The organism is Neobacillus niacini (genome assembly GCF_019749295.1).
Lineage (GTDB): Bacteria > Bacillota > Bacilli > Bacillales > Cytobacillaceae > Neobacillus > Neobacillus niacini_D.
Window position 1 is genome coordinate 443,336 of the sequence record NZ_JACWFG010000001.1, and the last position, 22,711, is coordinate 466,046.

General features: G+C 36.9%; 27 protein-coding genes. 8 read left to right on the top strand and 19 right to left on the bottom strand.

From position 1 onward, the window contains the following. Nucleotides 1-46 precede the first annotated feature (46 nt). Nucleotides 47-1,252 (bottom strand): FtsW/RodA/SpoVE family cell cycle protein, encoded by a 1,206-nt coding sequence (locus H0184_RS02030; protein ID WP_221820339.1) that lies wholly within the window; start codon nt 1,250-1,252, stop codon nt 47-49. Between the two features lie 173 nt (nt 1,253-1,425). Continuing rightward, complete coding sequence (locus H0184_RS02035) at nt 1,426-1,710, bottom strand: YlaN family protein (RefSeq protein ID WP_396953569.1); 285 nt, start codon at nt 1,708-1,710, stop codon at nt 1,426-1,428. A gap of 170 nt (nt 1,711-1,880) precedes the next feature. On the opposite strand from H0184_RS02035, the gene H0184_RS02040 reads away from it, so the two are divergent. After that, nucleotides 1,881-2,378 carry a peptidyl-prolyl cis-trans isomerase gene (locus H0184_RS02040; RefSeq protein WP_221820343.1) on the top strand — a complete coding sequence of 166 codons (498 nt, stop codon included), beginning with the start codon at nt 1,881-1,883 and terminating at the stop codon, nt 2,376-2,378. A 62-nt stretch (nt 2,379-2,440) separates the two neighbouring features. Here H0184_RS02040 and H0184_RS02045 read toward each other — a convergent pair whose 3' ends face one another. After that, on the bottom strand, nt 2,441-3,769 hold the full coding sequence (locus H0184_RS02045) for a PhoH family protein (protein ID WP_221820344.1): 1,329 nt from the start codon (nt 3,767-3,769) through the stop codon (nt 2,441-2,443). A 202-nt stretch (nt 3,770-3,971) separates the two neighbouring features. Here H0184_RS02045 and H0184_RS02050 point away from each other — a divergent pair, with 202 nt between their 5' ends. Beyond that, nucleotides 3,972-4,559, top strand: coding sequence for a YhcN/YlaJ family sporulation lipoprotein (locus tag H0184_RS02050; protein ID WP_221820346.1), 588 nt, complete (start codon nt 3,972-3,974; stop codon nt 4,557-4,559). 57 nt (nt 4,560-4,616) lie between these two features. Here the strand turns inward: H0184_RS02050 and H0184_RS02055 are convergent, their stop codons facing one another. Further along, entirely contained in the window at nt 4,617-5,072 is a 456-nt protein-coding gene (locus tag H0184_RS02055; protein WP_221820348.1) for a pyridoxamine 5'-phosphate oxidase family protein, read from the bottom strand. Nucleotides 5,073-5,240: 168 nt separating this feature from the next. On the opposite strand from H0184_RS02055, the gene H0184_RS02060 reads away from it, so the two are divergent. Further along, on the top strand, nt 5,241-5,441 hold the full coding sequence (locus H0184_RS02060; protein ID WP_221821264.1) for a YlaI family protein: 201 nt from the start codon (nt 5,241-5,243) through the stop codon (nt 5,439-5,441). A 34-nt stretch (nt 5,442-5,475) separates the two neighbouring features. On the opposite strand, the gene H0184_RS02065 is transcribed toward H0184_RS02060, so the two are convergent. From H0184_RS02065 to typA, 3 genes are read right to left on the bottom strand one after another with little or no spacing between them, the layout of a single operon-like run. After that, nucleotides 5,476-5,769 (bottom strand): hypothetical protein, encoded by a 294-nt coding sequence (locus H0184_RS02065; RefSeq protein ID WP_221820349.1) that lies wholly within the window; start codon nt 5,767-5,769, stop codon nt 5,476-5,478. A gap of 25 nt (nt 5,770-5,794) precedes the next feature. Further along, nucleotides 5,795-6,106 (bottom strand): YlaH-like family protein, encoded by a 312-nt coding sequence (locus H0184_RS02070; RefSeq protein ID WP_221820351.1) that lies wholly within the window; start codon nt 6,104-6,106, stop codon nt 5,795-5,797. A 25-nt stretch (nt 6,107-6,131) separates the two neighbouring features. Next, nucleotides 6,132-7,970 carry a translational GTPase TypA gene (gene typA / locus H0184_RS02075; RefSeq protein ID WP_221820353.1) on the bottom strand — a complete coding sequence of 613 codons (1,839 nt, stop codon included), beginning with the start codon at nt 7,968-7,970 and terminating at the stop codon, nt 6,132-6,134. A gap of 174 nt (nt 7,971-8,144) precedes the next feature. Here typA and H0184_RS02080 point away from each other — a divergent pair, with 174 nt between their 5' ends. Further along, the gene (locus H0184_RS02080; RefSeq protein ID WP_221820355.1) at nt 8,145-8,330 is read left to right on the top strand and encodes a YlaF family protein; all 186 of its coding nucleotides are present in this window, start codon (nt 8,145-8,147) and stop codon (nt 8,328-8,330) included. 28 nt (nt 8,331-8,358) lie between these two features. Here H0184_RS02080 and H0184_RS02085 read toward each other — a convergent pair whose 3' ends face one another. Both H0184_RS02085 and H0184_RS02090 read right to left on the bottom strand, forming a co-directional pair. Further along, a complete protein-coding gene (locus tag H0184_RS02085; protein ID WP_221820357.1) occupies nt 8,359-9,156 on the bottom strand; it encodes an inositol monophosphatase family protein in 798 nt (265 codons plus the stop codon). A gap of 207 nt (nt 9,157-9,363) precedes the next feature. Then, the gene (locus H0184_RS02090) at nt 9,364-9,558 is read right to left on the bottom strand and encodes a hypothetical protein (protein ID WP_221820359.1); all 195 of its coding nucleotides are present in this window, start codon (nt 9,556-9,558) and stop codon (nt 9,364-9,366) included. Between the two features lie 178 nt (nt 9,559-9,736). On the opposite strand from H0184_RS02090, the gene H0184_RS02095 reads away from it, so the two are divergent. Further along, nucleotides 9,737-10,369: a YktB family protein gene (locus H0184_RS02095; RefSeq protein WP_221820361.1), complete on the top strand. Its 633-nt coding sequence runs from the start codon at nt 9,737-9,739 to the stop codon at nt 10,367-10,369. 36 nt (nt 10,370-10,405) lie between these two features. Here the strand turns inward: H0184_RS02095 and H0184_RS02100 are convergent, their stop codons facing one another. Together H0184_RS02100 and H0184_RS02105 are read right to left on the bottom strand one after the other, a co-directional pair. After that, complete coding sequence (locus H0184_RS02100) at nt 10,406-10,678, bottom strand: UPF0223 family protein (protein ID WP_221820363.1); 273 nt, start codon at nt 10,676-10,678, stop codon at nt 10,406-10,408. Between the two features lie 42 nt (nt 10,679-10,720). After that, nucleotides 10,721-11,680, bottom strand: a complete 960-nt coding sequence (locus tag H0184_RS02105; protein ID WP_221820365.1) for an NAD(P)H-dependent flavin oxidoreductase — start codon at nt 11,678-11,680, stop codon at nt 10,721-10,723. Nucleotides 11,681-11,883: 203 nt separating this feature from the next. On the opposite strand from H0184_RS02105, the gene H0184_RS02110 reads away from it, so the two are divergent. Beyond that, nucleotides 11,884-13,356 carry an aminotransferase class I/II-fold pyridoxal phosphate-dependent enzyme gene (locus tag H0184_RS02110; protein ID WP_221820367.1) on the top strand — a complete coding sequence of 491 codons (1,473 nt, stop codon included), beginning with the start codon at nt 11,884-11,886 and terminating at the stop codon, nt 13,354-13,356. Between the two features lie 51 nt (nt 13,357-13,407). On the opposite strand, the gene H0184_RS02115 is transcribed toward H0184_RS02110, so the two are convergent. Both H0184_RS02115 and H0184_RS02120 read right to left on the bottom strand, forming a co-directional pair. After that, the gene (locus H0184_RS02115) at nt 13,408-13,530 is read right to left on the bottom strand and encodes a GapA-binding peptide SR1P (protein WP_221820369.1); all 123 of its coding nucleotides are present in this window, start codon (nt 13,528-13,530) and stop codon (nt 13,408-13,410) included. Nucleotides 13,531-13,695: 165 nt separating this feature from the next. Beyond that, nucleotides 13,696-13,995, bottom strand: a complete 300-nt coding sequence (locus tag H0184_RS02120) for a DUF3055 domain-containing protein (protein WP_221820370.1) — start codon at nt 13,993-13,995, stop codon at nt 13,696-13,698. A gap of 152 nt (nt 13,996-14,147) precedes the next feature. Between H0184_RS02120 and H0184_RS02125 the strand changes: the two genes are divergently transcribed. Then, nucleotides 14,148-14,582 carry a DUF1885 family protein gene (locus H0184_RS02125; protein WP_221820372.1) on the top strand — a complete coding sequence of 145 codons (435 nt, stop codon included), beginning with the start codon at nt 14,148-14,150 and terminating at the stop codon, nt 14,580-14,582. Between the two features lie 413 nt (nt 14,583-14,995). Here H0184_RS02125 and lpdA read toward each other — a convergent pair whose 3' ends face one another. The 5 genes from lpdA to H0184_RS02150 all read right to left on the bottom strand — a co-directional run bounded on the left by lpdA (nt 14,996) and on the right by H0184_RS02150 (nt 20,975). Beyond that, entirely contained in the window at nt 14,996-16,411 is a 1,416-nt protein-coding gene (gene lpdA, locus H0184_RS02130; RefSeq protein ID WP_221820374.1) for a dihydrolipoyl dehydrogenase, read from the bottom strand. Between the two features lie 3 nt (nt 16,412-16,414). Beyond that, nucleotides 16,415-17,743: a dihydrolipoamide acetyltransferase family protein gene (locus tag H0184_RS02135; protein ID WP_221821266.1), complete on the bottom strand. Its 1,329-nt coding sequence runs from the start codon at nt 17,741-17,743 to the stop codon at nt 16,415-16,417. A gap of 124 nt (nt 17,744-17,867) precedes the next feature. After that, nucleotides 17,868-18,845 carry an alpha-ketoacid dehydrogenase subunit beta gene (locus tag H0184_RS02140; RefSeq protein ID WP_221820376.1) on the bottom strand — a complete coding sequence of 326 codons (978 nt, stop codon included), beginning with the start codon at nt 18,843-18,845 and terminating at the stop codon, nt 17,868-17,870. Nucleotides 18,846-18,848: 3 nt separating this feature from the next. Next, entirely contained in the window at nt 18,849-19,964 is a 1,116-nt protein-coding gene (gene pdhA, locus H0184_RS02145) for a pyruvate dehydrogenase (acetyl-transferring) E1 component subunit alpha (RefSeq protein ID WP_221820378.1), read from the bottom strand. A 345-nt stretch (nt 19,965-20,309) separates the two neighbouring features. Then, nucleotides 20,310-20,975 carry a YkyA family protein gene (locus H0184_RS02150; protein ID WP_260631378.1) on the bottom strand — a complete coding sequence of 222 codons (666 nt, stop codon included), beginning with the start codon at nt 20,973-20,975 and terminating at the stop codon, nt 20,310-20,312. A 182-nt stretch (nt 20,976-21,157) separates the two neighbouring features. On the opposite strand from H0184_RS02150, the gene def reads away from it, so the two are divergent. After that, nucleotides 21,158-21,712 carry a peptide deformylase gene (gene def, locus H0184_RS02155; RefSeq protein ID WP_221820380.1) on the top strand — a complete coding sequence of 185 codons (555 nt, stop codon included), beginning with the start codon at nt 21,158-21,160 and terminating at the stop codon, nt 21,710-21,712. Between the two features lie 41 nt (nt 21,713-21,753). On the opposite strand, the gene H0184_RS02160 is transcribed toward def, so the two are convergent. Then, nucleotides 21,754-22,524 (bottom strand): Cof-type HAD-IIB family hydrolase, encoded by a 771-nt coding sequence (locus H0184_RS02160; RefSeq protein ID WP_221820382.1) that lies wholly within the window; start codon nt 22,522-22,524, stop codon nt 21,754-21,756. Between the last annotated feature and the right edge of the window lie 187 nt (nt 22,525-22,711).

Sequence of the window (22,711 nt, forward strand, 5' to 3'; positions counted from 1 at the left end):
TCTATCTCTCATTTTAAATAAAAGCGCTGGGATTTTATTCCCCGCGCTATGTTCGAAGTTGATATACATTTCCATCTTGTGCTTTAATGTTCTTTTCTTTCTCTTGGTGTTTTTGTGAGTATTTACTTTCGTATTTAACAAACATGGAAACATTTACGAGAATACCAGCTGCAATTGCCAGTTGTAAAAGTGAAGAACCTCCATAACTTACAAATGGCAAAGGGACACCTGTAAGCGGCATGACACCTGAAACACCCGCAAGATTGATAAAAGATTGGATTCCAATCATACTAGATATCCCAATGGCCAATAAGCTTCCAAAAGGGTCCTTACATCGAATTCCCAGGTATATTCCTCTTAGTACAATATAACCTAGTGTAATAATGACGAAGCTGACTCCCCATACACCTAACTCTTCTGCAATGACTGCCATAATAAAATCCGTATGAGATTCAGGTAAATAACCTAGTTTTTGAACACTTTTCCCTAGACCTAATCCATTTACACCGCCAGACCCAATCGCAATATACGAGTTTGCTAGATGGAATCCAGAATCTAATTCATCCTGAAATGGATCATTTAAGACCTCAAATCGTTCCAGACGTTTTTCAGAAAAAATTTCGTCCTGCAGTACTAATATTACAGGAGATAGGAGAATCATTCCTAGCAAAACTAATTTGGTAATCGTTTTGATATTCATTCCTGATGAGAGAATAATAGTACCTGCAATCAGACCAATTATAAGTGCTGTACCAAAGTCTGGTTGAAAAGCGATTAGTCCAAGTACGATTACTAGATAGGCTAGCGGCGGCAGAACACCATGATTAAACTTATTAATATATGCCTGTTTTTTTGCATATACGGCTGACAAATAAATAATCAGCGATATTTTAACAAACTCTGCTGGTTGTATACTTATAAAACCAAAATCATACCAACTTTGAGCATTTCCTCTAACTTGTCCAAATGCAAATAAACCTATAAGACTAAGGATAGACAAACCAACCATTGGCAGTAAAAATTTTGTGCTTCTCATTATCTTATATGGGAAAAGTGCAATAAAGGTAAAAATAAAACCTGATGCTAATAAATAGAGCTTTTGCTTTTGATAAAAATAATCACTCTCCACCCCGTATCGTTGGACGCTTGATGCCATACTGGCACTATAAACCATTACTAATCCAAACAAAGATAAAAGGATAATTGCGATGACTAGTGAATAGTCATAGGATTTCAATATTTTTTTAAACATGTTATAACTTCCTCGTTTTTAGAATAGTCGTTACTGCTATTATAATAGAAAATGGGACGAATTAGTTGAGGAAAAGTTACATTACTCCAATATTTCAATTAAGAATATTCTGAAAAAGTAAAAGGTTAATAAAAAACTCAAACAACACTTCATCATTGTTTGAGTTTTTTTAGCTATTTTCTAAGGGATGCTTCATGAAGCGCAGATAATTCTCTTTCTAATTTATCTAGAATCGCTTTGCCATCCTTAACATCAATTAAGCCTAACCTAACCGCAAATTCTATTTCTCTTGATAAACCAAACATTTGCGTATCCAATACCTCTTCATAAAGAGGGCATTGAGGCATCGTAAGATTTTCCATTTGCACCTTAATAAGCTTTAATATTTTTTCAGCGTCTGCCTGTAACAAGGCATAGGCTTTTTCCTGATGATTCACTATCATTTCAGACGCCAACATTGATCCCCCCATTTCAGAGCGATAACCCAACTTATCTATAAATTTTACCTTTTACTACAGAAAAATGCAAGAACTATAACCTCAAGGTTATATTGCACCATTATTTCTAGATATGACATTCACCCTATTTCACGATATACTTTAATAGAAATGAACTGGAGGAATGAAAGATGGAAAATATATTATTAATATCCGGAAAGGTTAAATATTCAATTACTCTTGATCCCAGTGTTTGGATTTTTGATGATCGCAAGGTTGATTTAACTACATATTTCTCTAAAAGTATGGAACAAAATAATGAACTTGAGGAGTATACAAAATCAATTTCAAAGCATTGGGACCGTGAAATAATAGAAGGCGCTGTCTATCCGCCAACCTTAAAAACTGAGAAAAAATATGAGAAAGAAAAGGTATTAACAGGTAGTTTCGGGATATCCCTTCAGCCTTTTATTAAGAATGCAGAACCAACAGAGGAAGCCGCTGTATTAGTTATTAAAACATCAACCTCTGTACATGAAATACCTTTAGACATTGCACAGGATCTTATCTTAGGTTTTTCAAAATCTGGCAAGCCTCTTTCAGAGGATGGACCTGTCCATGTTTACTACGGGGATGGTTCTAATCAACAAAATCCAATAAAAAATGTTAGGGAATTTATTATTAAATAGTAAACAACGGGTGCCAAATTGGTACCCGTTTTCTGCGTTAGTACATTTTTCCTCAGGTAAGTTTACAGCAAGTCTGCTGCCAGCCTGGCTAATCCAGACCGCTCCCCTTTTAACAATTTAACATGTCCGGAAATAACTTGGTCTTTAAAACGTTCAACCACGTATGTTAGACCATTATTGTAGGCGTCAAGATATGGATGGTCGATTTGTTCTGGATCACCCATTAAGACTATTTTGCTCCCCTCACCTACACGGGTTAAGATTGTTTTTACCTCATGTTTCGTTAAATTTTGAGCTTCATCAATGATAATAAATTGCTTCGGCAGACTTCTTCCACGTATATAGGTTAATGCCTCTACCTCTATCGAACCCATTCCTGCAAGAATGGCGTCCAATTCACCAGGTTTCTTTGTATTAAAGAGAAATTCAAGATTATCAAAGATAGGCTGCATCCAAGGCCTAAGCTTTTCTTGTTTTTCTCCAGGTAAATACCCTAAATCCTTTCCAACCGGAACAATTGGTCTAGCAACTAATAGCTTTTTAAATTCTCTATAGTCCTCCGTCTGCATTAAGCCTGACGCTAAGGCTAGTAATGTTTTTCCTGTTCCTGCTTTACCTATCAAGGTTACAAGCGGTATATCTTTACGAAGAAGCAGTTCAATCGCCATTGTTTGCTGAACATTTCTTGGATGGATTCCCCATACATGCTCTTGATTAATAGCAAGTTTTTTTACTCTAAGTCTTGTTTTATCCACCATCCCTACTGCGGAAGCAGACCCTCCCAGGGCATCTTTCATAATTAAGAATTGATTCGGATAAAATGAATATTTACCGACTTCAGATAAAAGCAACTCACCTTTTTCATAAAAGGTTCCGAGCAGTTCTACAGGTAAAAAAACTTCCAAAAAGCCAGTATATATATGATCGATTTCAACTACCCTGTCACTTAAAAAGTCCTCTGCTATTAACCCTATAGCGTCTGCTTTTACCCTGACCAATGTATCTTTACTTACAAGGATTACTGGTTTTCCATCTTCTTTCTGCTGTTCTTCTGTTGATAAATTTTTTGCTACTGCAAGAATTCGATTATCATTTGTTTTCTCAACAAAGATTTCCTGTAATTCATGAAATGCACGATGATTGAGCTCAATTCTAATCGTTCCACCATTTTCAAGTGGGATTTTTTCATGAAGCTTCCCCGCTGCTCGCAATTCATCAATTAATCTAGATACATGACGGGCATTCCTGCCGATTTCATCCATGTACCTTTTCTTTGAGTCCACTTCTTCAAGGACAACTGCAGGAATGACTACTTCATTATCTTCGAATGAGAATATGGAATACGGGTCTTGTAATAAGACGTTTGTATCTAACACGTATATTTTACTCAAAGCGACGCCTCCACTTTTCCTAGTTGTTTGGTTTGCTGCTTCTTTTATAACAAACCGATTGCTAGATAGGACTTTTGTAAAATATATGTTTGTTCGAATAAAGATAGAAGGATTTCCGCACAATAAATGTAAGTTGAGTATAACGAATTTCTATCGTCCATATGAAAACGTTCATACAACTCTATCTGGAGGTGGATTTTAAATGAAGAGGCTTTTCATATTTACCACTTTAGTATTGGTCTTAACGGCTTGTAACAACAGCAGCAACAATGCTCAGAATAATGAAAAGCAATCATTAGTAAACGTAAAGAACAGCTATATTGAAGAAGTAGACCGGAAAACCGGCCAGGAAGTTTCTAAGCGATTAGTTGAACTTGCCACTAGTATCCCAAATGTTCATGATGCTACGGCAGTTGTCATTGGCAGGTATGCTATTGTTGGCATTGATGTGAATTCTAAGATTGAACGATCTCAAGTAGGGTCAATAAAATATTCAGTAGCTGAGAGTTTGAAGGCTGACCCATACGGTGCACGCGCAATCGTTGTCGCCGATGCAGATACCAATCAACGATTGAAGGAAATCTCGGCAGACATTCAAAATGGAAGACCAATCCAAGGTATAATGGAGGAACTTGCTGACGTCGCCGGCAGGTTAATGCCTGAAATCCCTGGAGATATGATAGATCCTAACCCTAAAAATGCTCCAGAAGAACCAAAGAAAAAACTTCAGAAGAACGAAAAAAGAAGTTTAGAGGATAAACAACAAGAAGAATCCAAACATTATAAATAGAAATTCTTCAGCGCCTAGGCGTGAGCTAGACAAATAAAAAAAGCTTAGTCTTTTCGACTAAGCTTTTTTCATTGCTTCCATTACCTGTTTATCTAGTCTGGCGGCGGCATTTTTATCATAGGTTTTGTCGTACTGCGGTTCTGTAACAATTTTTGAACCATAGAACATGACATCTCTTACTTCCTGTACCCTTATTTCAAGTAACGCTAGCTTTAAAGGAACGTCCTGGAGCCGCTCTTCTTTCAGGGAAGCTTCGCCTTGTATGGAATATGTAGATTCATTCGCAATTAAATTGATAACCACTTTATTATTGTGTGTGATATTTTGAATGATTCTTGATTTATTATCTACAGCAAAAAAGATTGTTTCTTCATCTTTTGCTAATATCCAAGATATCGCACTAACATTCGGGCCACCTGTTTCAAAATCCACTGTAGCTAATGTTACAAACCTTTCTTTTTGCAGCTCATCATATAAAGGCTTAATGAGTCTTGGTTCTACTTGATTTGGCATCCTTACAACCCCTTTTTTCAATTCCTGCCTTAGGCTAAAAAAACAGACATTCTCATAGTACTATTATCTGTTTTTTTCAGCAACTTAATCAGATTGATTTACTCGTCACCATATTTGCATGATATACTATAATAAAACCAAGCAAGATTAGAGGACTTGAGGTGCATGATGAGAGTTAAATGCGTAATCTGCGACAAAATTGAATCGATAGAAGATGAATCATTTACAGCTAAACGTCTTCGGAATCGTCCAATCCATACATATATGTGTCAAGACTGCAGTACTAGAATCTCTGATAAAACAAAGGCAAGAATTGATACAGGTAATTTTAGATTTTATCGTACACAGTCAGAAAAGGATGATTGGTAAAAAAAATTCATGCCGAATTTCGGCATGAATTTTTTTATTCTTCTATTGGAAAGTTACAATATTTATCTGGCTCTTGATTAATTTGATTGAGCATTACTTCGATGAGTTCACGTGGAAATCGCGTCTTTTTCGATTCCCCTCCTAGAGTATAGGAAACATAATACATAACTTCATCTGTTGTAACTTCAACGTTTGATAAGTGATGTTCATCCTTAATAATCCCCTCAAAGAGGTCTAAGGTTTCTCTTGCTGCAGTATCCTCAGGTCGCACGTCGCAAACAACCTTTATCGAAAGCCAATTATAGAGTACATCCTGCACCGATCTCATGTTAAAAATCCCCCGTTACTTTGCCTCAAGCATGCTGTTTTTTCGACTGATGTAAGCGAATTTTGTAAATGATTAAAATCAAAGCTGCTACAACAAGCCCCTCTGTTATTGGTAAAAAGATGCCGAGTGCAGTTAGGATCGTACACCCTGCAGCTAAAAAGATATAAATCAATATCGATTTAATTAACGGGAGCTTCTGCTTTTGAGCAAAGCCAAGTTTATAAACCAATATTGAGAGAGCAACAATTGTAAAATAAAGCAGCCACATTCCCAATTTTGGTTGTTCAGTTACATTATAGAGGGCTGGAAAAAAAGAAAGCCGATCTGCTACATTCACTCTTAAAACCTCCCCCGAAGAGAAATTAACTTAATTCTGCATATTTTTTCTTTTTAGCCATTCTTTCTCGTTCATTTTTATCAAGAATTTTCTTACGTAAACGAATTGATTCAGGTGTTACTTCACAGTATTCATCATCATTTAGGTATTCTAATGACTCTTCTAGTGTCATAATTCTTGGTTTCTTAATAACCGAAGTTTGATCCTTATTGGCAGAACGAACATTCGTTGCCTGTTTTACTTTTGTGATATTAACAGTAATATCATTTTCACGAGTGTGTTCGCCAACAATCATACCTTCGTAAATCTCAGTTCCAGGTTCAACAAAGATTGTACCACGGTCTTCAACTCCCATAATACCATATGTCGAAGCTTTTCCAGACTCCATGGAAACTAGTACACCTTGACGTCTTCCACCAACTTGACCTTGAACCAACGGCTGATAGCTGTCAAACGTATGATTGATAATTCCATATCCACGTGTCATGGTTAAGAACTCGGTTGTATAACCAATTAATCCGCGGGCTGGAACATTAAAAATCAAGCGTACTTGACCAGATCCATTATTAATCATATCAATCATTTCGCCTTTACGCGCACCAATTGATTCCATCACTGAACCTGTATGTTCTTCAGGTACGTCAATTTGAACTCTCTCAATTGGCTCACAACGTACACCATCAACTTCTTTTACAATAACTTCTGGCTTGGAAACTTGAAGTTCATACCCTTCACGGCGCATGTTCTCAATTAAAATGGATAAATGAAGCTCTCCACGACCTGAAACAATCCAAGCATCTGGTGAATCAGTATTTTCAACACGTAAGCTTACATCCGTTTGCAGCTGAGCGAGCAATCTCTCTTCAATCTTTCTAGAAGTTAGGTACTTACCTTCTCTTCCTGCAAATGGGCTGTTATTTACAACAAACGTCATTTGTAAAGTAGGTTCATCAATTCTTAGAATTGGCAGTGCCTCTTGATGTTCAACCGGACATACGGTTTCGCCTACATTGATATCTTCCATTCCAGAAACCGCAATTAAGTCTCCTGCCACAGCTTCCTGGATTTCCTGCCGTTTCAAACCAAAGAAACCAAAGATTTTTGTTACTCGGAATTGTTTAACAGAACCATCTATTTTCATTAATGCTACCTGTTGCCCAACATGCATTTTCCCGCGGAAAACTCGGCCAATTCCAATTCTTCCTACATAATCATTATAATCAAGCAGCGCCACTTGGAATTGAAGAGGCTCATCGCTATTATCAATAGGTGCTGGAATATGTTCTACAATGGCATCATACAAACATTGCATGTTTTCATCCTGTTTTTCAGGATCCGTGCTGGCAGTTCCATTTATTGCAGAAGCAAAAATAACTGGGAACTCAAGCTGATCTTCATTAGCATCCAGCTCAATAAATAAATCAATAACTTCATCTATTACTTCTAAAGGACGGGCAAAATCACGGTCAATTTTATTAACAACAACAATTGGAGTTAAATTTTGCTCTAAAGCCTTTTTTAATACAAACCTAGTTTGCGGCATTGTTCCTTCATAGGCATCAACGACAAGTAGAACACCATCAACCATTTTCATGATACGTTCCACTTCACCGCCGAAATCAGCATGCCCTGGTGTATCCAAAATATTAATTCGGTTATCTTTATATTGAATCGCTGTGTTTTTAGCGAGAATCGTTATTCCACGTTCCCTTTCAAGGTCATTCGAATCCATTGCACGCTCTTCAACATGCTCGTTCGTACGAAATGTTCCTGATTGCTTCAATAGTTGGTCAACCAAAGTCGTTTTCCCATGGTCAACGTGTGCGATGATCGCTATGTTGCGAATATCTTCTCTTAATTTCAAATGATTCACTCCTGCCTCTATTTCAAAAATTTAAGCTATTTATAGTTTCCCATATACAACTAAAGTATTATACCACATTTATGGTGGAAAGCTAAAAGCATTTTATGTAGAATAAAGCTATATTAATTATCACCTTAAAATTCTTTATTTATAATACAAAGGGGAATCGTTGAAATGAAGCAGATTAAATGGGTATTTGTGCTTTACGCAGTACTGGCTGCAGTGAGTATAATGGGCATTGGTGTGGCTATAGGTGAAAAGAGTATTCTGGGGGTAATTGGCAGTATCCTTGCACTAATATTTATTATGGGGTTTGGATTTAAAACAAAAGCTAAATTACGTGCCAGCGGTCAACTATAAAAAAAGAAGCCTTGCGGGGCTTCTTTTTTTACCATTTACCTTTTTTTAGGTAATCATTTATTATCGTTTGGTGTAAGCCCGGTTTAGCTGCAAGCAATGAATCTTTTGAAAGGAAATCAAGCTTTTCTCCTCTTAAATTAGTAACAACACCGCCTAATTCTCCAATGATGACTGCTCCAGCAGCAACATCCCATGGTGATAATCTCATTGATATATAGGCGTCAACTCTTCCTGTTGCCACAAAAACCATTTCAAGTGCAGCTGTACCATAAGACCGCGTCCCTCTTGCCTCTTTTACCAGAGGGATGAGCAGGTTGTGGTCAATGCGATGATTTTCCATCACCCATGTAGCATTTAATGCAATGATTGATTCTTTTACCGTACTCTTACTTAAACTAGGCAGCTTTGAGTCATTCATAAAAGCACCTTTGCCACTAATAGCATGATATAATTCACCGTGAGCAACATCGTAAATAAGACCAATTTTTCCTATACCGTTTTCATATACAGCTAAAGATATTGCAAAATTTCGTTGTTGATGGATAAAGTTCATCGTCCCATCGATTGGGTCAATTATCCATACAACGCCATCTAAATTATTTACTTCATCCCCGAACCCTTCTTCACCCAAAATCCTATGGTTTTGGAAGGCACTTCTAATTTTATTGATAAAAAATTGCTCAATTTCTTTATCTATATTGGTTACTAAGTCATTTGGATTTGATTTGGTTTGGATATTTAACGTTTTAGTAAAAGAATCCCTAATCTTATCCCCAGCTTCCTTTACCCATTGCTTAGCCAGAAGATCAATATTTTCCCAGTCCATTCTATCCCTCCAATTTTTTCAATCCTTATATGTAACATATTCTTAGCTTAATCAAATTTAGGTAAGCCTTCAACTTTTAACAACCTTATTTTAGTGGACAAAACAATAAACGAACTCTCTACTTTCTTGCTCAGAGTTCGTTTTATAATTTCAATATATACTTCTTTCTTTTCATTCTAAATTAGTATCCCCTTTGAAAATATTTTATCAAAGAGCTTTTAATTTTAATAACTCTTGGCGAATTTTTTCTAGTTTTTGTTTACATTCCTTCATCTTTTTCTCATTTTTTTCTTCAAGAGCTTCAAATAATGTTGCTAGCTCATAATCCATTTCTAATCGTAAATATGCTAATCTTTCCTTTTCTCCAACTTTTTTCAATGATGTATTCATTAATTGTTTCATTTCAGCTATCTCCTTTCAACTGTTATTTAATTTTTCAGACTATTTTTAGTAATATAATATGAGCCACCATGTAAGGTTGCAACAAATATGTGCATTAACCTATATAAGCACTTCGTTTCAAGAATTTTCGCTAGTATGCTACAATAAATGACAAACGTCATCATATGGAGTGTGTATTATGGAATTTAAGAACTTTACGAATGAAGACTTTGATGTTTTTCAAATAGATGGATTAGAAGCACGCATGGAGGGGTTAAAGGAGAGGATTCGGCCAAAATTAGAAAGTCTTGGGCATATATTCGCACCAACTTTAACCACACTGACTGGTGACGAGATGTTTGTTCATGTTGCCAAACATGCCAGAAGGACGATTAACCCGCCAAAAGATACTTGGGCAGCATTTGCAAATAATTCACGTGGATATAAAATGCTCCCACATTTTCAAATAGGTTTGTGGAATACTCATTTATTTATTTGGTTTGCTGTTATATATGAAGCACCACAAAAGGAAGAAATGGCCGCCAGGTTTACGAAAAAATTAAATAAGATTCATAAAGAGATCCCTAAAGATTTTGTTTGGTCATTAGATCATACCAAATCTGAATCAGTGCCGCATGGTCAGCTTAAAAAGGAAGATTTGCGGGGAATGTTTGAGCGGTTAGAAAATGTTAAGAAAGCTGAATTACTGTGCGGGTACGAAATTAAACGTGATGATCTGATTCATTTAAGTGTTGACGACTTCCTTAAGCAAGTTGAATATGTATTTACTAAAGTAGCACCATTATATAAAATTGCTCTGAATATCAAATAAAAAAACTCCTGAACCTTTGTTCGGAGTTTTTCCTGTTTATTTCATTGATATACTGTCACCAGAGGCTGAATCTTTTGCTTTTTTTATCGTCCGGTATGAAGAATATCCGCTAATTTCTTCAAATTCACCACAAATTGTTTTTTCTTCAGCTTTACTAGGGACGATTTCTTTAAATCGTCGATAAATAGCCATTAATTCATCACGATCTATTCCCTTTTCATATGCTCTCTCTATAGCCTCGTAAAATTTGATTACATCAACAATTTCATCAGTGGTCCAATGATAATCGATTGGGTATTGATATTCCATGTTGTCACCTGCTTATATTATTTACCTATATGTATAATACCCTTATTTTGCCCATTTTTCACGAATTTGTTCTGCATCACCTATCATGCGAGTAAATAATTCAGCAACTGTTGGTTCATCTTTAATTAGACCCATCACCTGACCTGCCCATGCAAACCCCTCATTTTCTACTCCATCGTAGATATATCGTTTATTTGCCTGCCCGCTAATGTAATTCTTTAATTGCTCGTAACTCCCATATTCTTTTTCAATTTCTAGGATTTTATCTGTCCATGTGTTTGAAATAGCACGTGCTGGTGATCCTAGAGCGCGTTTGATAACAACTGTATTTGCCTCTGTCCCCTCGACTAGTCTTCTTTTGTACAGTTCAGCTGCATGGACACATTCTTTTGTTGCAATAAATCTTGTTCCCATCTCGATTCCTTCTGCTCCAAGGCTTAGTGCTGCCATTAGTCCTCTGCCGTCACCAATACCCCCTGATGCAATTACAGGAATAGATACAGCGTCAACTACTTGAGGTATTAATACAATCGTACCAATATCGTCCCTTCCAAGATGACCGCCACCCTCCTGGCCAACCACCATAACTGCATCGGCTCCGAGCTCTTCCGCCTTTTCAGCCTGCCTTCTAGCAGCTACAAGAACAAGTTTTTTAATCGATGTTCCTTTTAATTGTTCAAAAATGGGTGCAGGATTCCCCCCTGTCATTGAGACAACTGGTACGTCTTCATCAATGGCTACCTGCAGCATTTCTTTAAATGGCCTATTATGCTGACCAATTGCATAATTGACTCCAAAAGGTTTATTCGTTAGTTTCTTTACTTTTCTAATTTCCTCTCGAAGCTGCGACGGATTTTCAAGAGACATTGCTGTAATTTGTCCAAGTCCACCGGCATTGGAGACAGCTGCTGCAAGTTCAGAATAAGCTAAATATGCTAATCCTCCCTGAACTATTGGATATTGGATATTAAGGATTTCAGTAACTCGAGTTTGCCAATTCAAAGAAAAACCCTCCTAATTATTGTTACCATCCTATTTCGCTCTTAAAGGTTAATTTTCCTGTTTTATTGAGCAAACTAAAGTAACACGAAAAAATGAAAGAATAAAGATATAAATTTCTATGCAAGCACTTGTATTAGTGCTATAATTCATTTGTTTTGTATTGATATTAAAGCATTTTGTAAATAAAGAGGTGTGGAAATAAATTGTCTCAAAACCAAACACCGTTATTCAGCGGTTTATTAGAACATTCAAAAAAAAATCCGATCCAATTTCATATCCCTGGTCATAAAAAAGGTGTGGGAATTGATCCTGATTTTAGAAATTTTATCGGCGATAATGCATTATCGATAGACTTAATTAATATTGGTCCTCTCGATGACCTTCATCAGCCAAAAGGAATCATTAAACAAGCACAAGATTTGGCTGCTGAGGCTTTCGGAGCAGACAGAACCTTCTTCTCAGTTCAAGGAACGAGCGGTGCCATTATTGCAATGATTATGGCCGTATGCGGCCCTGAGGATAAAATCATTGTCCCAAGGAATGTTCATAAATCAATTATGTCAGCTATAGTCTTTTCCGGGGCAATCCCTGTTTTCATTCATCCGGAAATCGATGAGGATTTAGGTATATCACATGGAATCACGATTGATTCAGTTGAAAAGGCGCTAAAACAGCATCCAGATGCAAAAGCTATCCTTGTGATTAACCCAACGTATTTTGGGATATCAGCAGATTTAAAAAGAATAGTCGAAATCGCACATTCTCATAATGTTCCGGTCCTAGTTGATGAAGCTCATGGGGTTCATATTCATTTTCACGATGATTTGCCACTATCTGCCATGCAGGCCGGTGCTGATATGGCTGCAACGAGCGTCCATAAACTTGGCGGATCCATGACACAAAGCTCAATTTTAAACGTAAAAGAGGGCCTTGTCTCTGCTAAACACGTTCAATCCATATTAAGTATGCTGACAACGACTTCAACTTCCTATTTATTACTTGCGTCCCTAGACGTTGCTAGAAAACAATTAGCCACCAAAGGAAAAGAGTTAATAGATAAAACGATTGGCCTTGCACAATCAATTAGAAAAAGAATTAATGAAATCGATCATCTACATTGTGTGGGAGAAGAAATCTTAGGTTCGAAAGCAACCTTTGATTATGATCCAACTAAATTAATTATCTCAGTGAAAGAATTAGGATTAACGGGTTATGATGTCGAAAAGTGGCTCAGAGAAAAACATAATATTGAAGTAGAAATGTCTGACCTTTATAACATCCTTTGTATCATAACAATTGGCGATACCGATGCGGAAGGCGATATTTTGGTTAATGCATTAAAAGAACTCGCAGAGGAACGAGAACATCTTAATGAAAAGTTCGAACCTATCCAAGTTCTTCTGCCAGATATTCCTATTCTAGCGCTGACTCCAAGAGATGCTTTTTATGCTGAAACGGAAGTTATTCCTTTTGAAGAATCTGAAGGAAGAATTATCGCAGAATTTATCATGGTCTATCCACCCGGAATTCCAATTTTTATTCCAGGTGAAATTATCACAAAAGAAAACCTGCATTATGTTCGAGAAAACCTCGAAGCTGGTTTGCCTGTTCAAGGGCCAGAGGATGACGAAATCAAGACCATCCGTGTAATTAAAGAATATAAGGCTATAAAATAAAAATACAGGATTCCTCTGAGGAATCCTGTTTCTATTTAAGTATGATATTTTTTATAGTTCTTCTTCTGAATGGTGACCGTCGCAACAATTACATCTTGAATAGAGAACTGTTACCTTTTCGTCTTCGAAATGATCAATTGTTGAGTCGCAAGCTTGGCATACAATTGTACCCATCTTTTTCAATCCCCTTTTCATTATGAAATGTTCATTACATCGAAAACGCTTTATACTTGTTAACTTAATAATAATATAACACATTGAATTTATCAAGCCCAAATTGTATGTCACATTAATATTTTTATAACAAAAAAGACCTACTAATAGGTCTTTATCTGAGAATTAATCATATTGGGTTTCAAATGGGATTTGCGGGAGGGTATCTCTAAAGAATTCAGCTAAATCTGCTGCTTGCTGCTTATCTGGAATCCGGAATACATTTTGAAGGTATTCAATATCTTCAATTTCTTTAGGATCGAGGAGAGTAGAACGGCCTGTTTGCATGCAGACAACAAGAGGTTTACCAAAAAACATATTGGTGTAAATAATCCCAAAATCATAACGGGTCTGTTCAGTAGTAAATCCAATAAATCTTACTTTAACATTTTCGTGCTCATCATAGAGCTTATCAAATAATTCCATATGAGTCCTCCCTTTTAATTAAGTATTTAGAATATTATTATAATTCTTTTTTATTAAAATAACAAATGACATTTATGTGTCTAAATGTTGTCATCAAGCTTTTTACAATGCTAGAATAAAGGAGATATCAAATGGGACTAGGGGGGATGATGATGGCTGAGAACGCATTTATAAAACTAGTGCCTTCATCCGCAAAGCAAACAATTACAGTAGAAGAAGTAAAAGAACTCTTATATTATTATAAAGATATTACTGGTAAAACCGGTAACCAAGTTGATTGGGAATATGGTGACTCTGCTTTTCCATACGTGATTAAAGAAAAAGAGGAAGGAAAAGGGAAATGGTTCTATCTCCACTCTACTAATGAGCGTTATTACGCTATCTTAATTGGTGTTGATCAAGAGAGTATTCGCCAAGAAGATGGCACTGATAGAATTCAAACATACATACAAGTTACTCTTCCAGAACAATCCACGTTCGGTGATAAGGGCAAAGCAAATGAATTCTGTAAATTCCTTGCAAAGAAGCTGCAAGGAGAGCTGCATCTTTTTAATGAAAGAATCATGTACTATTATCCAAGGAAGTAAGAAGTGAAAACTCCCATACCGGGAGTTTTTTTAATGCGTTAGAAGTGCGAGTGTATAATGTATAGAAGTATATACCATAAGACTTAAAGTGGTTATAAAAAGTGTTTTGGCAGTCGACCGGGTCACTCTGTTACAAAGGATAAAAGCTAAATAGAAAAACACAAAAAACATTATTACCTTATATAATAGTTGGTCATGCTTTGAAAGCCATTCAATTAGAGTATAAGCACTCCAAATAATTAGTTGGAGTATCATAATAACGTAAACCCTCATTTATTATCACCACTCGAAATCTTTTCTTACTTATAAAGATTGTAGTGTTTTAAATATATGACAGAAATGAAAAAGATATCATTCGTATTCCATAAAAAACAAGAAAGTCCTTTCCATTTCAGAAAGGACTTTCATTTTTATTATTTTAATACATGAATTGGAGTACCCATTGCTACTTCAGCGGCTTCCATTGTGATTTCACCTAAAGTTGGATGAGCATGGATAGTTAACGCTAAATCTTCAACAGTCATTCCTGCTTCAATCGCCAAACCTAGTTCAGCAATCATATCAGAAGCACTTGCACCGGCGATTTGGGCACCGATTAAGACACCATCTTCTTTACGGGAAACTAATTTAACAAATCCATCTGCACTATCTAATGATAGAGCACGTCCATTTGCTGCGAATGGGAATTTTGCTGAATTAACATCAATTCCTTCTTCTTTAGCTTGCCCTTCGGTATAACCTACACTCGCAAGTTCTGGATCTGAGAATACAACAGCCGGAATACCTAAGTAGTCGATTACAGCATTATGTCCTGCAATTGCCTCCGCTGCAATTTTCCCTTCGTAAGAAGCCTTGTGTGCTAATTGAGGCCCCGCTACAACATCACCAATTGCAAAAATGTTAGAAACACTTGTACGACACTGATTGTCAATTTCGATTAGTCCACGATCTGTAAGGCTAACACCGATTTGTTCAAGACCCATTTCATCCGTATTTGGACGACGTCCAACCATTACAAATACATAATCTGCTTCAATTTTCTTTTCTTCGCCTTTTACTTCAAAGGTTACAACTACACCATTTTCAGTTTCTTCTACACCTTTAGCCATAGCCTTTGTATAGAATTCTGCACCTTTTTTCTTCATGGTCTTTTTAACAAGAGCAGCCATTTGCTTTTCAAAAACGCCAAGACCTAATATATCGTCAGCACCCTCTAGAATGGTAACTTGTGTACCAAAATTCGCATAGGCACCGCCAAGTTCTATTCCAATGACACCTCCGCCGATTACGACGATTTTCTCAGGAAGTTCTTGTAAGTTAAGTGCACCAGTTGAATTAAGTATTCGTTTTGAGTATTTAAAAGTTGGCAGTTCAATTGGTCGAGATCCCGATGCAATGATTGCATTCTTGAAGTTGTACGTTTGTGCAGAATTTTCACCAATAACTCGTAAAGAATTACCGTCCACAAAGTATGCTTCACCACGAACGATTTCTACCTTATTTCCTTTTAATAAGCCCTCAACACCACCAGTTAACTTTTTCACGATTCCAGCTTTCCATTCCTGAACCTTTGAAAAATCAACTGTTACATTTTCAGCTTTAATTCCGAATGAATCGGAGTGTTTTGCTACTTCGTAACGATGTCCAGCAGCAATTACCGCTTTTGACGGAATACAACCTACGTTTAAACAAACGCCGCCAATATATTCTTTTTCTACTATAGTCACCTTTTGACCTAGCTGGGCTGCACGAATCGCAGCCACATAACCGCCAGGACCAGCACCAATGACTATAGTATCAGTATCAATTGCAAAATCTCCTACTACCATTTGTTACGCCTCCATTAACAATAGTTCTGGATCGTTCAATAATCTCTTAATGTGATTTAATGCATTTTGAGCAGTCGCTCCATCAATCATTCTGTGGTCAAAGCTTAATGACAATGCTAATACAGGAGCTGCCACGATTTCTCCATCACGAACGATTGGCTTTTCAGCAATTCGGCCAACACCAAGGATAGCCACCTCAGGATGGTTAATTACTGGTGTAAACCATTGACCGCCTGCAGATCCGATATTCGAAATAGTACAAGAAGCACCTTTCATTTCGTTTGGAGCTAACTTTCCGTCACGTGCTTTTCCAGCTAATTCATTGATTTCATTTGAAATTGAGAATACTGATTTGCGATCAGCATCTTTAACAACTGGTACCAATAAACCTTTTTCAGTATCAGCGGCAATTCCAATATTGTAGTAATGCTTATGAATAATTTCACTTGTTGCGTCATCAAGTGATGTATTTAAAGCAGGGAATTCACGTAAAGCACTTGTTAATGCTTTTACGATGTATGGTAAGAATGTTAACTTGATACCCTTAGCTGCTGCAACTTCTTTGAATTTTTTACGATGAGTAACAAGTTTTGTTACATCAATTTCATCCATTAGAGTTACGTGTGGTGCAGTATGTTTTGAATTTACCATTGCTTTAGCAATTGCTTTTCTGATCCCGCTCATCTTCTCACGTGTTTCAGGATATTCTCCTTGTGGGATTGGAGCAGCTTTTGGTGCTTCCTCCGTCTGAGCAGCTGCTGGTGCTGGTGCTGCCGCCGCTTGTGGTGCTGTAACAGCTGCACCGCCGCTTAAGAATGCATCGATATCACTTTTTACAATACGTCCATTTTTACCTGAACCTGGAACTTGTGTAATTTCCACACCTTTATCTCGCGCGTACTTACGAACAGATGGCATCGCAATAATTTTACGGTTTGGATCTACTTCCGCTTGTACTTGTGGTTCAGTTACGCCGATACCATACGCAGGCGGAGCTGGCGGTGGTGTTGTTTGTCCCTCAGGAGCAGCAGCAGTAGCTGGCGCTGGAGCCGCTTCTTGTTTTGGTGCTTCTTCAGCATGGTCGTCACCTTTAAATTGAAGGTTTTCGTAACCAGGAGCATCAAAAGTTACTAGTACCTGTCCAACAGTCGCAACAGTTCCTTCAGCTACTAAAACTTCAAGTACAGTACCTTCAACAGGTGAAGGAATCTCTACTACTGCTTTATCATTTTGAATTTCGCAAAGTACATCATCTTCTTGGACTTTATCACCTGGCTTTATGAACCATTTAACAATCTCGCCTTCATGTATACCTTCACCAATGTCAGGCATTTTAAATTGGAATGTGGTTGCGGTTGCGCTCACTTGGGATTCATCCTCCTATTTTTTGCATAAATTTCTACCGATCAATAATAAGAAATAAGTGGGAAACAGTATTACTATTCCCCAACTTATATTAGAATGTTAAAACTTTTTTTGCTGTTTCAATTACATCTTTATAGTTTGGAAGCCAAACTGCTTCTGCTTGTGGGAATGGGTAAATAGTGTCTGGCGCTGCTACACGCAAAACAGGTGCTTCTAAGCTTAGAATCGCACGGTCGTTAATTTCAGCAACTACATTAGCTGCTACACCAGCTTGCTTTTGAGCTTCTTGAACAACAATTGCACGTCCAGTTTTTTCTACAGACGCAATAATTGTTTCAATATCGATTGGGCTGACAGTTCGCAAGTCGATGACTTCAGCAGAGAAACCTTCCTTCTCTAACTCTTCTGCAGCCTTTAGCGACTCATGTACCATTGCACCATAAGTAATAATAGAAAGATCCGTACCTTCACGCTTAACATCTGCTTTTCCTAGCGGAATGGTATATTCTCCTTCAGGAACTTCTTGACGGAATGAACGATATAATTTCATATGCTCAAGGAAAATAACTGGGTCATTATCACGGATTGCTGAGATAAGAAGACCTTTCGCATCATATGGTGTTGACGGAATAACTACTTTAAGTCCTGGCTGCTGTGCCATTAAGCCTTCTAAACTGTCTGCGTGCATATCTGGTGTATGTACGCCGCCGCCAAATGGTGAGCGGAATGTAATTGGAGCATTGAACTTACCGCCAGTACGGAAACGAAGACGAGCTGCCTGTCCAGAGATGGAATCCATTACTTCATAAACAAATCCGAAGAACTGAATTTCTGGAACTGGGCGGAAACCTTGCAGCGCAAGACCTACCGCTAAACCACCGATTCCTGATTCAGCTAAAGGTGTATCAAATACGCGATCCTCGCCAAATTCATTTTGCAATCCTTCCGTCGCACGGAAAACACCGCCATTTACACCGACATCTTCACCAAAAACCAATACGTTAGGATCATTCTTTAATTCCACTCGCATCGCATCTGTAATTGCTTGAATCATTGTCATTTGAGCCATGACTTACTTCGACTCCTTTGCTGTATAAATTTCATATTGCTCTTTTAAGTTTTGAGGTAAGTCCGTATACGTAATATTGATTAGGTCCGTTACCTTTTGCTTAGGAGCAGCATCTGCTTGCTTTAGTGCTTCTTTAATTTCTTCTTTCGCAAGTTCGATCACTTCATTTTCTTTTTCCTCATTCCATAGACCTTTCTTTTCAAGGAATTTACGGAAACGTACTAGTGGATCTTTCTTTTCCCATTCATTGTCTAATTCTGCTGTACGATAACGTGTTGGATCATCACCAGCCATTGTATGTGGACCATAGCGGTAAGTTAACGTTTCAATAAATGTAGGTCCTTCACCGTTAATCGCTCGCTCACGTGCATCTTTTACCGCTGCATATACAGCTAAAGGATCCATACCGTCTACTTGGATACCAGGAATACCAGCAGCAACTGCTTTTTGAGCAAGTGTTTTAGCTGCAGTTTGCTTATCAACAGGAGTTGAGATAGCAAATCTATTATTTTGAGCAATAAAGATTGCCGGCGCTTTATATGCACCTGCAAAGTTCATTCCTTCATAGAAGTCACCTTGAGATGTACCGCCATCACCTGTATATGTAAGAGCAACAGCTTTAACTCCACGTTTTTTCATTCCCAAAGCAACACCTGCAGTTTGAACGTACTGCGCACCAATGATAATTTGAGGAATCGCAACATTTACTCCCTCAGGTATCTGTCCACCTGCTAAATGACCTCTGGACCATAAAAATGCTTGGTATAACGGAAGACCATGCCATACGATTGGCGGAACATCACGATAACCAGGTAAAATGAAATCTTCTTTTTCAAGTGCAAATTGAGAAGCTAATTGTGATGCTTCCTGCCCTGCTGTTGGTGCATAAAAGCCAAGACGTCCTTGACGATTCAATGAAATTGAACGCTGGTCTAAAATACGTGTATAAACCATACGTCGCATTAATTCTTGTAGTTGTTCGTCACTTAAGTTTGGCATTGCTGCTTCATTAACAACTTCGCCTTCTTCATTTAAAATTTGAAGCGTTGTAAATTGATCTTCTACTACTTCAAGTACTTTTTTAGCATCGACTTGAGCGTTCTGCGTTTTAGAAGCCATTCGTCACATCTTCCTTTCTTCCATTACAAAAATGTAAAATAAATTCACTCATATTAGATTACCCAAAAAACTTTAACATCATAAATGATTAATTTTATCCATAACCATCTATTGTTCTGTACTATAATTTCTCAAAGAATTAATGGTACAATAATTAAGTCCATATTGAGTTTACATCATCTAAATACGCTCGTCAAATACTATGTTTCATAATTTTATAACACGCCAATATTATTAACTCGCTAAAAATCCATAGCTCTGTATCACTCAATACCTCACCCTGTTATATTAATATATTTTCGGTTTTTACACAAAAAAAAGAAATCGGTCTTAAAAGCCGATTTCTTACTCTTCATTTTCTAAATTAAGCCCTGCTTTTTTATAAAATTCAAGCTTTTTCTCATTATATTGGGCTGTTAATTCATTGAATTCTTCATTTGCAGCAGCTACTTTTTGGTAGGTAGTATTTAACTCCGTAACATGCGTCTCTAGCTTATCATAAGATATGTTTTCTTTCTTAAGCATTATATACAATTCTTTATCACGATCGAGCGCGTTTGAATACTCTTTTGAAAGCTGTTTATGTACCTTATATCTATTTGTCATTATTACGAATAAATCCTCTGCACTTCTTTTCTGATCAGGATCTTTAATTTTGTTCTTTATTTCTTCTGCTTTTTTAAACTTCTCTTCCGAAGCATTTATACTATCTATTTCTTTCTGTAAATGATTTCTTCTTTTTTCAATTAATAAGAGAGCTTCGTCAGAAAGCTTTACAATCTCTTTATGCTGTTTCATACCGAGTTCCATTATTTGATTGTAAATGTCCTTTTCTTGTTTTTCCAACTCTACAAGCGGCTCTTGCTGCTCCTCAAATTCTTTTTCTGCATCCACAACGCTTTCCAACACCTGATACAATTCTTCAGCGTTTTTCTCCTTGCTTGTGCAGCCAGTCAATATCATACCCACTGCAATTAAAGATAAAATAAAGCGAGTTCTTAAAATAGCCAAGTGGCAGCCCCCTTACTGATTACAATTCCTACTATATCGGTACTTAGTATTTTTGACAATATCTCATATAAATTATCAAGTAACAAAAGAAGAATGGTTATTCTTACATTAACTTTTATGGTATTGTCTGATAGACTAATGTATATTAATATCTTTATTTTGAAACAGGAGTGAATGGAATCATGTTAATGATGGATGATATCATTCGAGACGGCCATCCTACACTTAGAAAAGTAGCTGCAGAAGTTTCAATGCCGCCTTCGGATGAAGAAAAAGAAATACTTCAAAGTCTTCAAGAATATGTTAAAAACAGCCAGAATCCAGAAATAGCAGAGAAATATGGGCTGCGGCCTGGGATCGGTTTAGCTGCACCACAAATCAATGTTTCCAAGCGGATGATTGCTGTTCACCTCCATGATAACAAAGGAAACCTTTACAGTTATGCATTGTTTAATCCCAAAGTTATTAGCCATTCAGTCGAAAAAGCTTACTTGGTTTCAGGTGAAGGCTGCCTTTCTGTTGATGAAGACATTCCTGGTTATGTAGAAAGGTTTGCTCGAATTACAGTAAAGGGAATTTCACTAGAAGGTGAAGAAGTGAAATTACGTTTAAAAGGTCTGCCGGCAATTTGCTTTCAACATGAAATAGACCATTTAAACGGAATTATGTTTTACGATCATATCAATAAACAAGATCCTTTCGAACCAATTGAAGGGGCAATCGCAATCGAAAGATAAAAATGGCGCAAGTGCTCCCTGGCTCTTGCGCTTTTTTTCTATTATATAAGCTCTAATTCTTTCAATCCATTCCAAATACCATCATCTGCAACATCAGTCGTAACTAAATTTGCAAGCTCCTTAGCCTCCGGAACGCCATTACCCATTGCAACTCCAGTTCCAACCGCTTTAAGCATTTCTAAGTCATTCAGACCATCACCAAATGCATAAACATCTTTTAAGTCAAAGCCTAAACGATCAACCATTTTCTTTATTCCTTCGGCTTTTGAACCGCCTTTTGGTAAGATATCAACTGAATATGGGTGCCATCTTATAAAATCAAATTCGGAATAATTTTCGAAATATAATTTCTCTTCTTCTTCTTTACAGAAGAGTAAAGATTGATAAATCTCATTGTGGACGTAGAAGGATTGGTCTTCATCAGGATGCGGGAATAACAAGCTCCCCATACTTGTTTCAATATAAGGATGATAATGAGTGGTTGCCTTCATAGTTAGTTCGTTCATAAATATTAATGGATGGCTGCTGGCCTTTGTATCAACAAGAAATCTCTTTAACTCAGATTGATTTAATGGATTCTTATAAATCGGTTCATTTTCAAACACTACAAATTGGCCATTGAAGCTTACGTAGGAATCAATATCAAGTTCTTTTCTTAAACTAGAAAACATAAAAGGTGCTCTTCCGGTCGCAATCGCTACAAATACACCATTCTCCTTAAGTGATTGGATAGCTCTCTTAGCACTAGCCGGGAGTTTTTTTTCATGATCGAGCAAGGTCCCATCTATATCAAAAAAAACAATTTTCTTCATAAGTAATTCTAACACCTCTTTGCATTTAATAATTAAAGTCATTTTTCAATAAATTTCTCTAATAAACACTAATCTTAACAAGAATAATTGTCAATTCATTAAACTTTCATAATTCTTCCATGTTTATCCATGAAAGAATTCTTGTTAATTCCATATAATATTAGTATAAAAAATGCTTAAATTAAAA

Excerpts from the sequence above, each read along its gene's own strand:
- H0184_RS02030 (WP_221820339.1), bottom strand. The coding sequence starts at position 1,252 with ATGTTTAAAAAAATATTGAAATCCTATGACTATTCACTAGTCATCGCA.
- H0184_RS02035 (WP_396953569.1), bottom strand. The coding sequence starts at position 1,710 with ATGTTGGCGTCTGAAATGATAGTGAATCATCAGGAAAAAGCCTATGCC.
- H0184_RS02040 (WP_221820343.1), top strand. The coding sequence starts at position 1,881 with ATGGAAAATATATTATTAATATCCGGAAAGGTTAAATATTCAATTACT.
- H0184_RS02050 (WP_221820346.1), top strand. The coding sequence starts at position 3,972 with ATGAAGAGGCTTTTCATATTTACCACTTTAGTATTGGTCTTAACGGCT.
- H0184_RS02055 (WP_221820348.1), bottom strand. The coding sequence starts at position 5,072 with ATGCCAAATCAAGTAGAACCAAGACTCATTAAGCCTTTATATGATGAG.
- H0184_RS02060 (WP_221821264.1), top strand. The coding sequence starts at position 5,241 with ATGAGAGTTAAATGCGTAATCTGCGACAAAATTGAATCGATAGAAGAT.
- H0184_RS02065 (WP_221820349.1), bottom strand. The coding sequence starts at position 5,769 with ATGAGATCGGTGCAGGATGTACTCTATAATTGGCTTTCGATAAAGGTT.
- H0184_RS02080 (WP_221820355.1), top strand. The coding sequence starts at position 8,145 with ATGAAGCAGATTAAATGGGTATTTGTGCTTTACGCAGTACTGGCTGCA.
- H0184_RS02085 (WP_221820357.1), bottom strand. The coding sequence starts at position 9,156 with ATGGACTGGGAAAATATTGATCTTCTGGCTAAGCAATGGGTAAAGGAA.
- H0184_RS02090 (WP_221820359.1), bottom strand. The coding sequence starts at position 9,558 with ATGAAACAATTAATGAATACATCATTGAAAAAAGTTGGAGAAAAGGAA.
- H0184_RS02095 (WP_221820361.1), top strand. The coding sequence starts at position 9,737 with ATGGAATTTAAGAACTTTACGAATGAAGACTTTGATGTTTTTCAAATA.
- H0184_RS02100 (WP_221820363.1), bottom strand. The coding sequence starts at position 10,678 with ATGGAATATCAATACCCAATCGATTATCATTGGACCACTGATGAAATT.
- H0184_RS02115 (WP_221820369.1), bottom strand. The coding sequence starts at position 13,530 with ATGGGTACAATTGTATGCCAAGCTTGCGACTCAACAATTGATCATTTC.
- H0184_RS02120 (WP_221820370.1), bottom strand. The coding sequence starts at position 13,995 with ATGGAATTATTTGATAAGCTCTATGATGAGCACGAAAATGTTAAAGTA.
- H0184_RS02125 (WP_221820372.1), top strand. The coding sequence starts at position 14,148 with ATGGCTGAGAACGCATTTATAAAACTAGTGCCTTCATCCGCAAAGCAA.
- lpdA (WP_221820374.1), bottom strand. The coding sequence starts at position 16,411 with ATGGTAGTAGGAGATTTTGCAATTGATACTGATACTATAGTCATTGGT.
- H0184_RS02135 (WP_221821266.1), bottom strand. The coding sequence starts at position 17,743 with ATGCCTGACATTGGTGAAGGTATACATGAAGGCGAGATTGTTAAATGG.
- H0184_RS02140 (WP_221820376.1), bottom strand. The coding sequence starts at position 18,845 with ATGGCTCAAATGACAATGATTCAAGCAATTACAGATGCGATGCGAGTG.
- pdhA (WP_221820378.1), bottom strand. The coding sequence starts at position 19,964 with ATGGCTTCTAAAACGCAGAACGCTCAAGTCGATGCTAAAAAAGTACTT.
- def (WP_221820380.1), top strand. The coding sequence starts at position 21,158 with ATGTTAATGATGGATGATATCATTCGAGACGGCCATCCTACACTTAGA.
- H0184_RS02160 (WP_221820382.1), bottom strand. The coding sequence starts at position 22,524 with ATGAAGAAAATTGTTTTTTTTGATATAGATGGGACCTTGCTCGATCAT.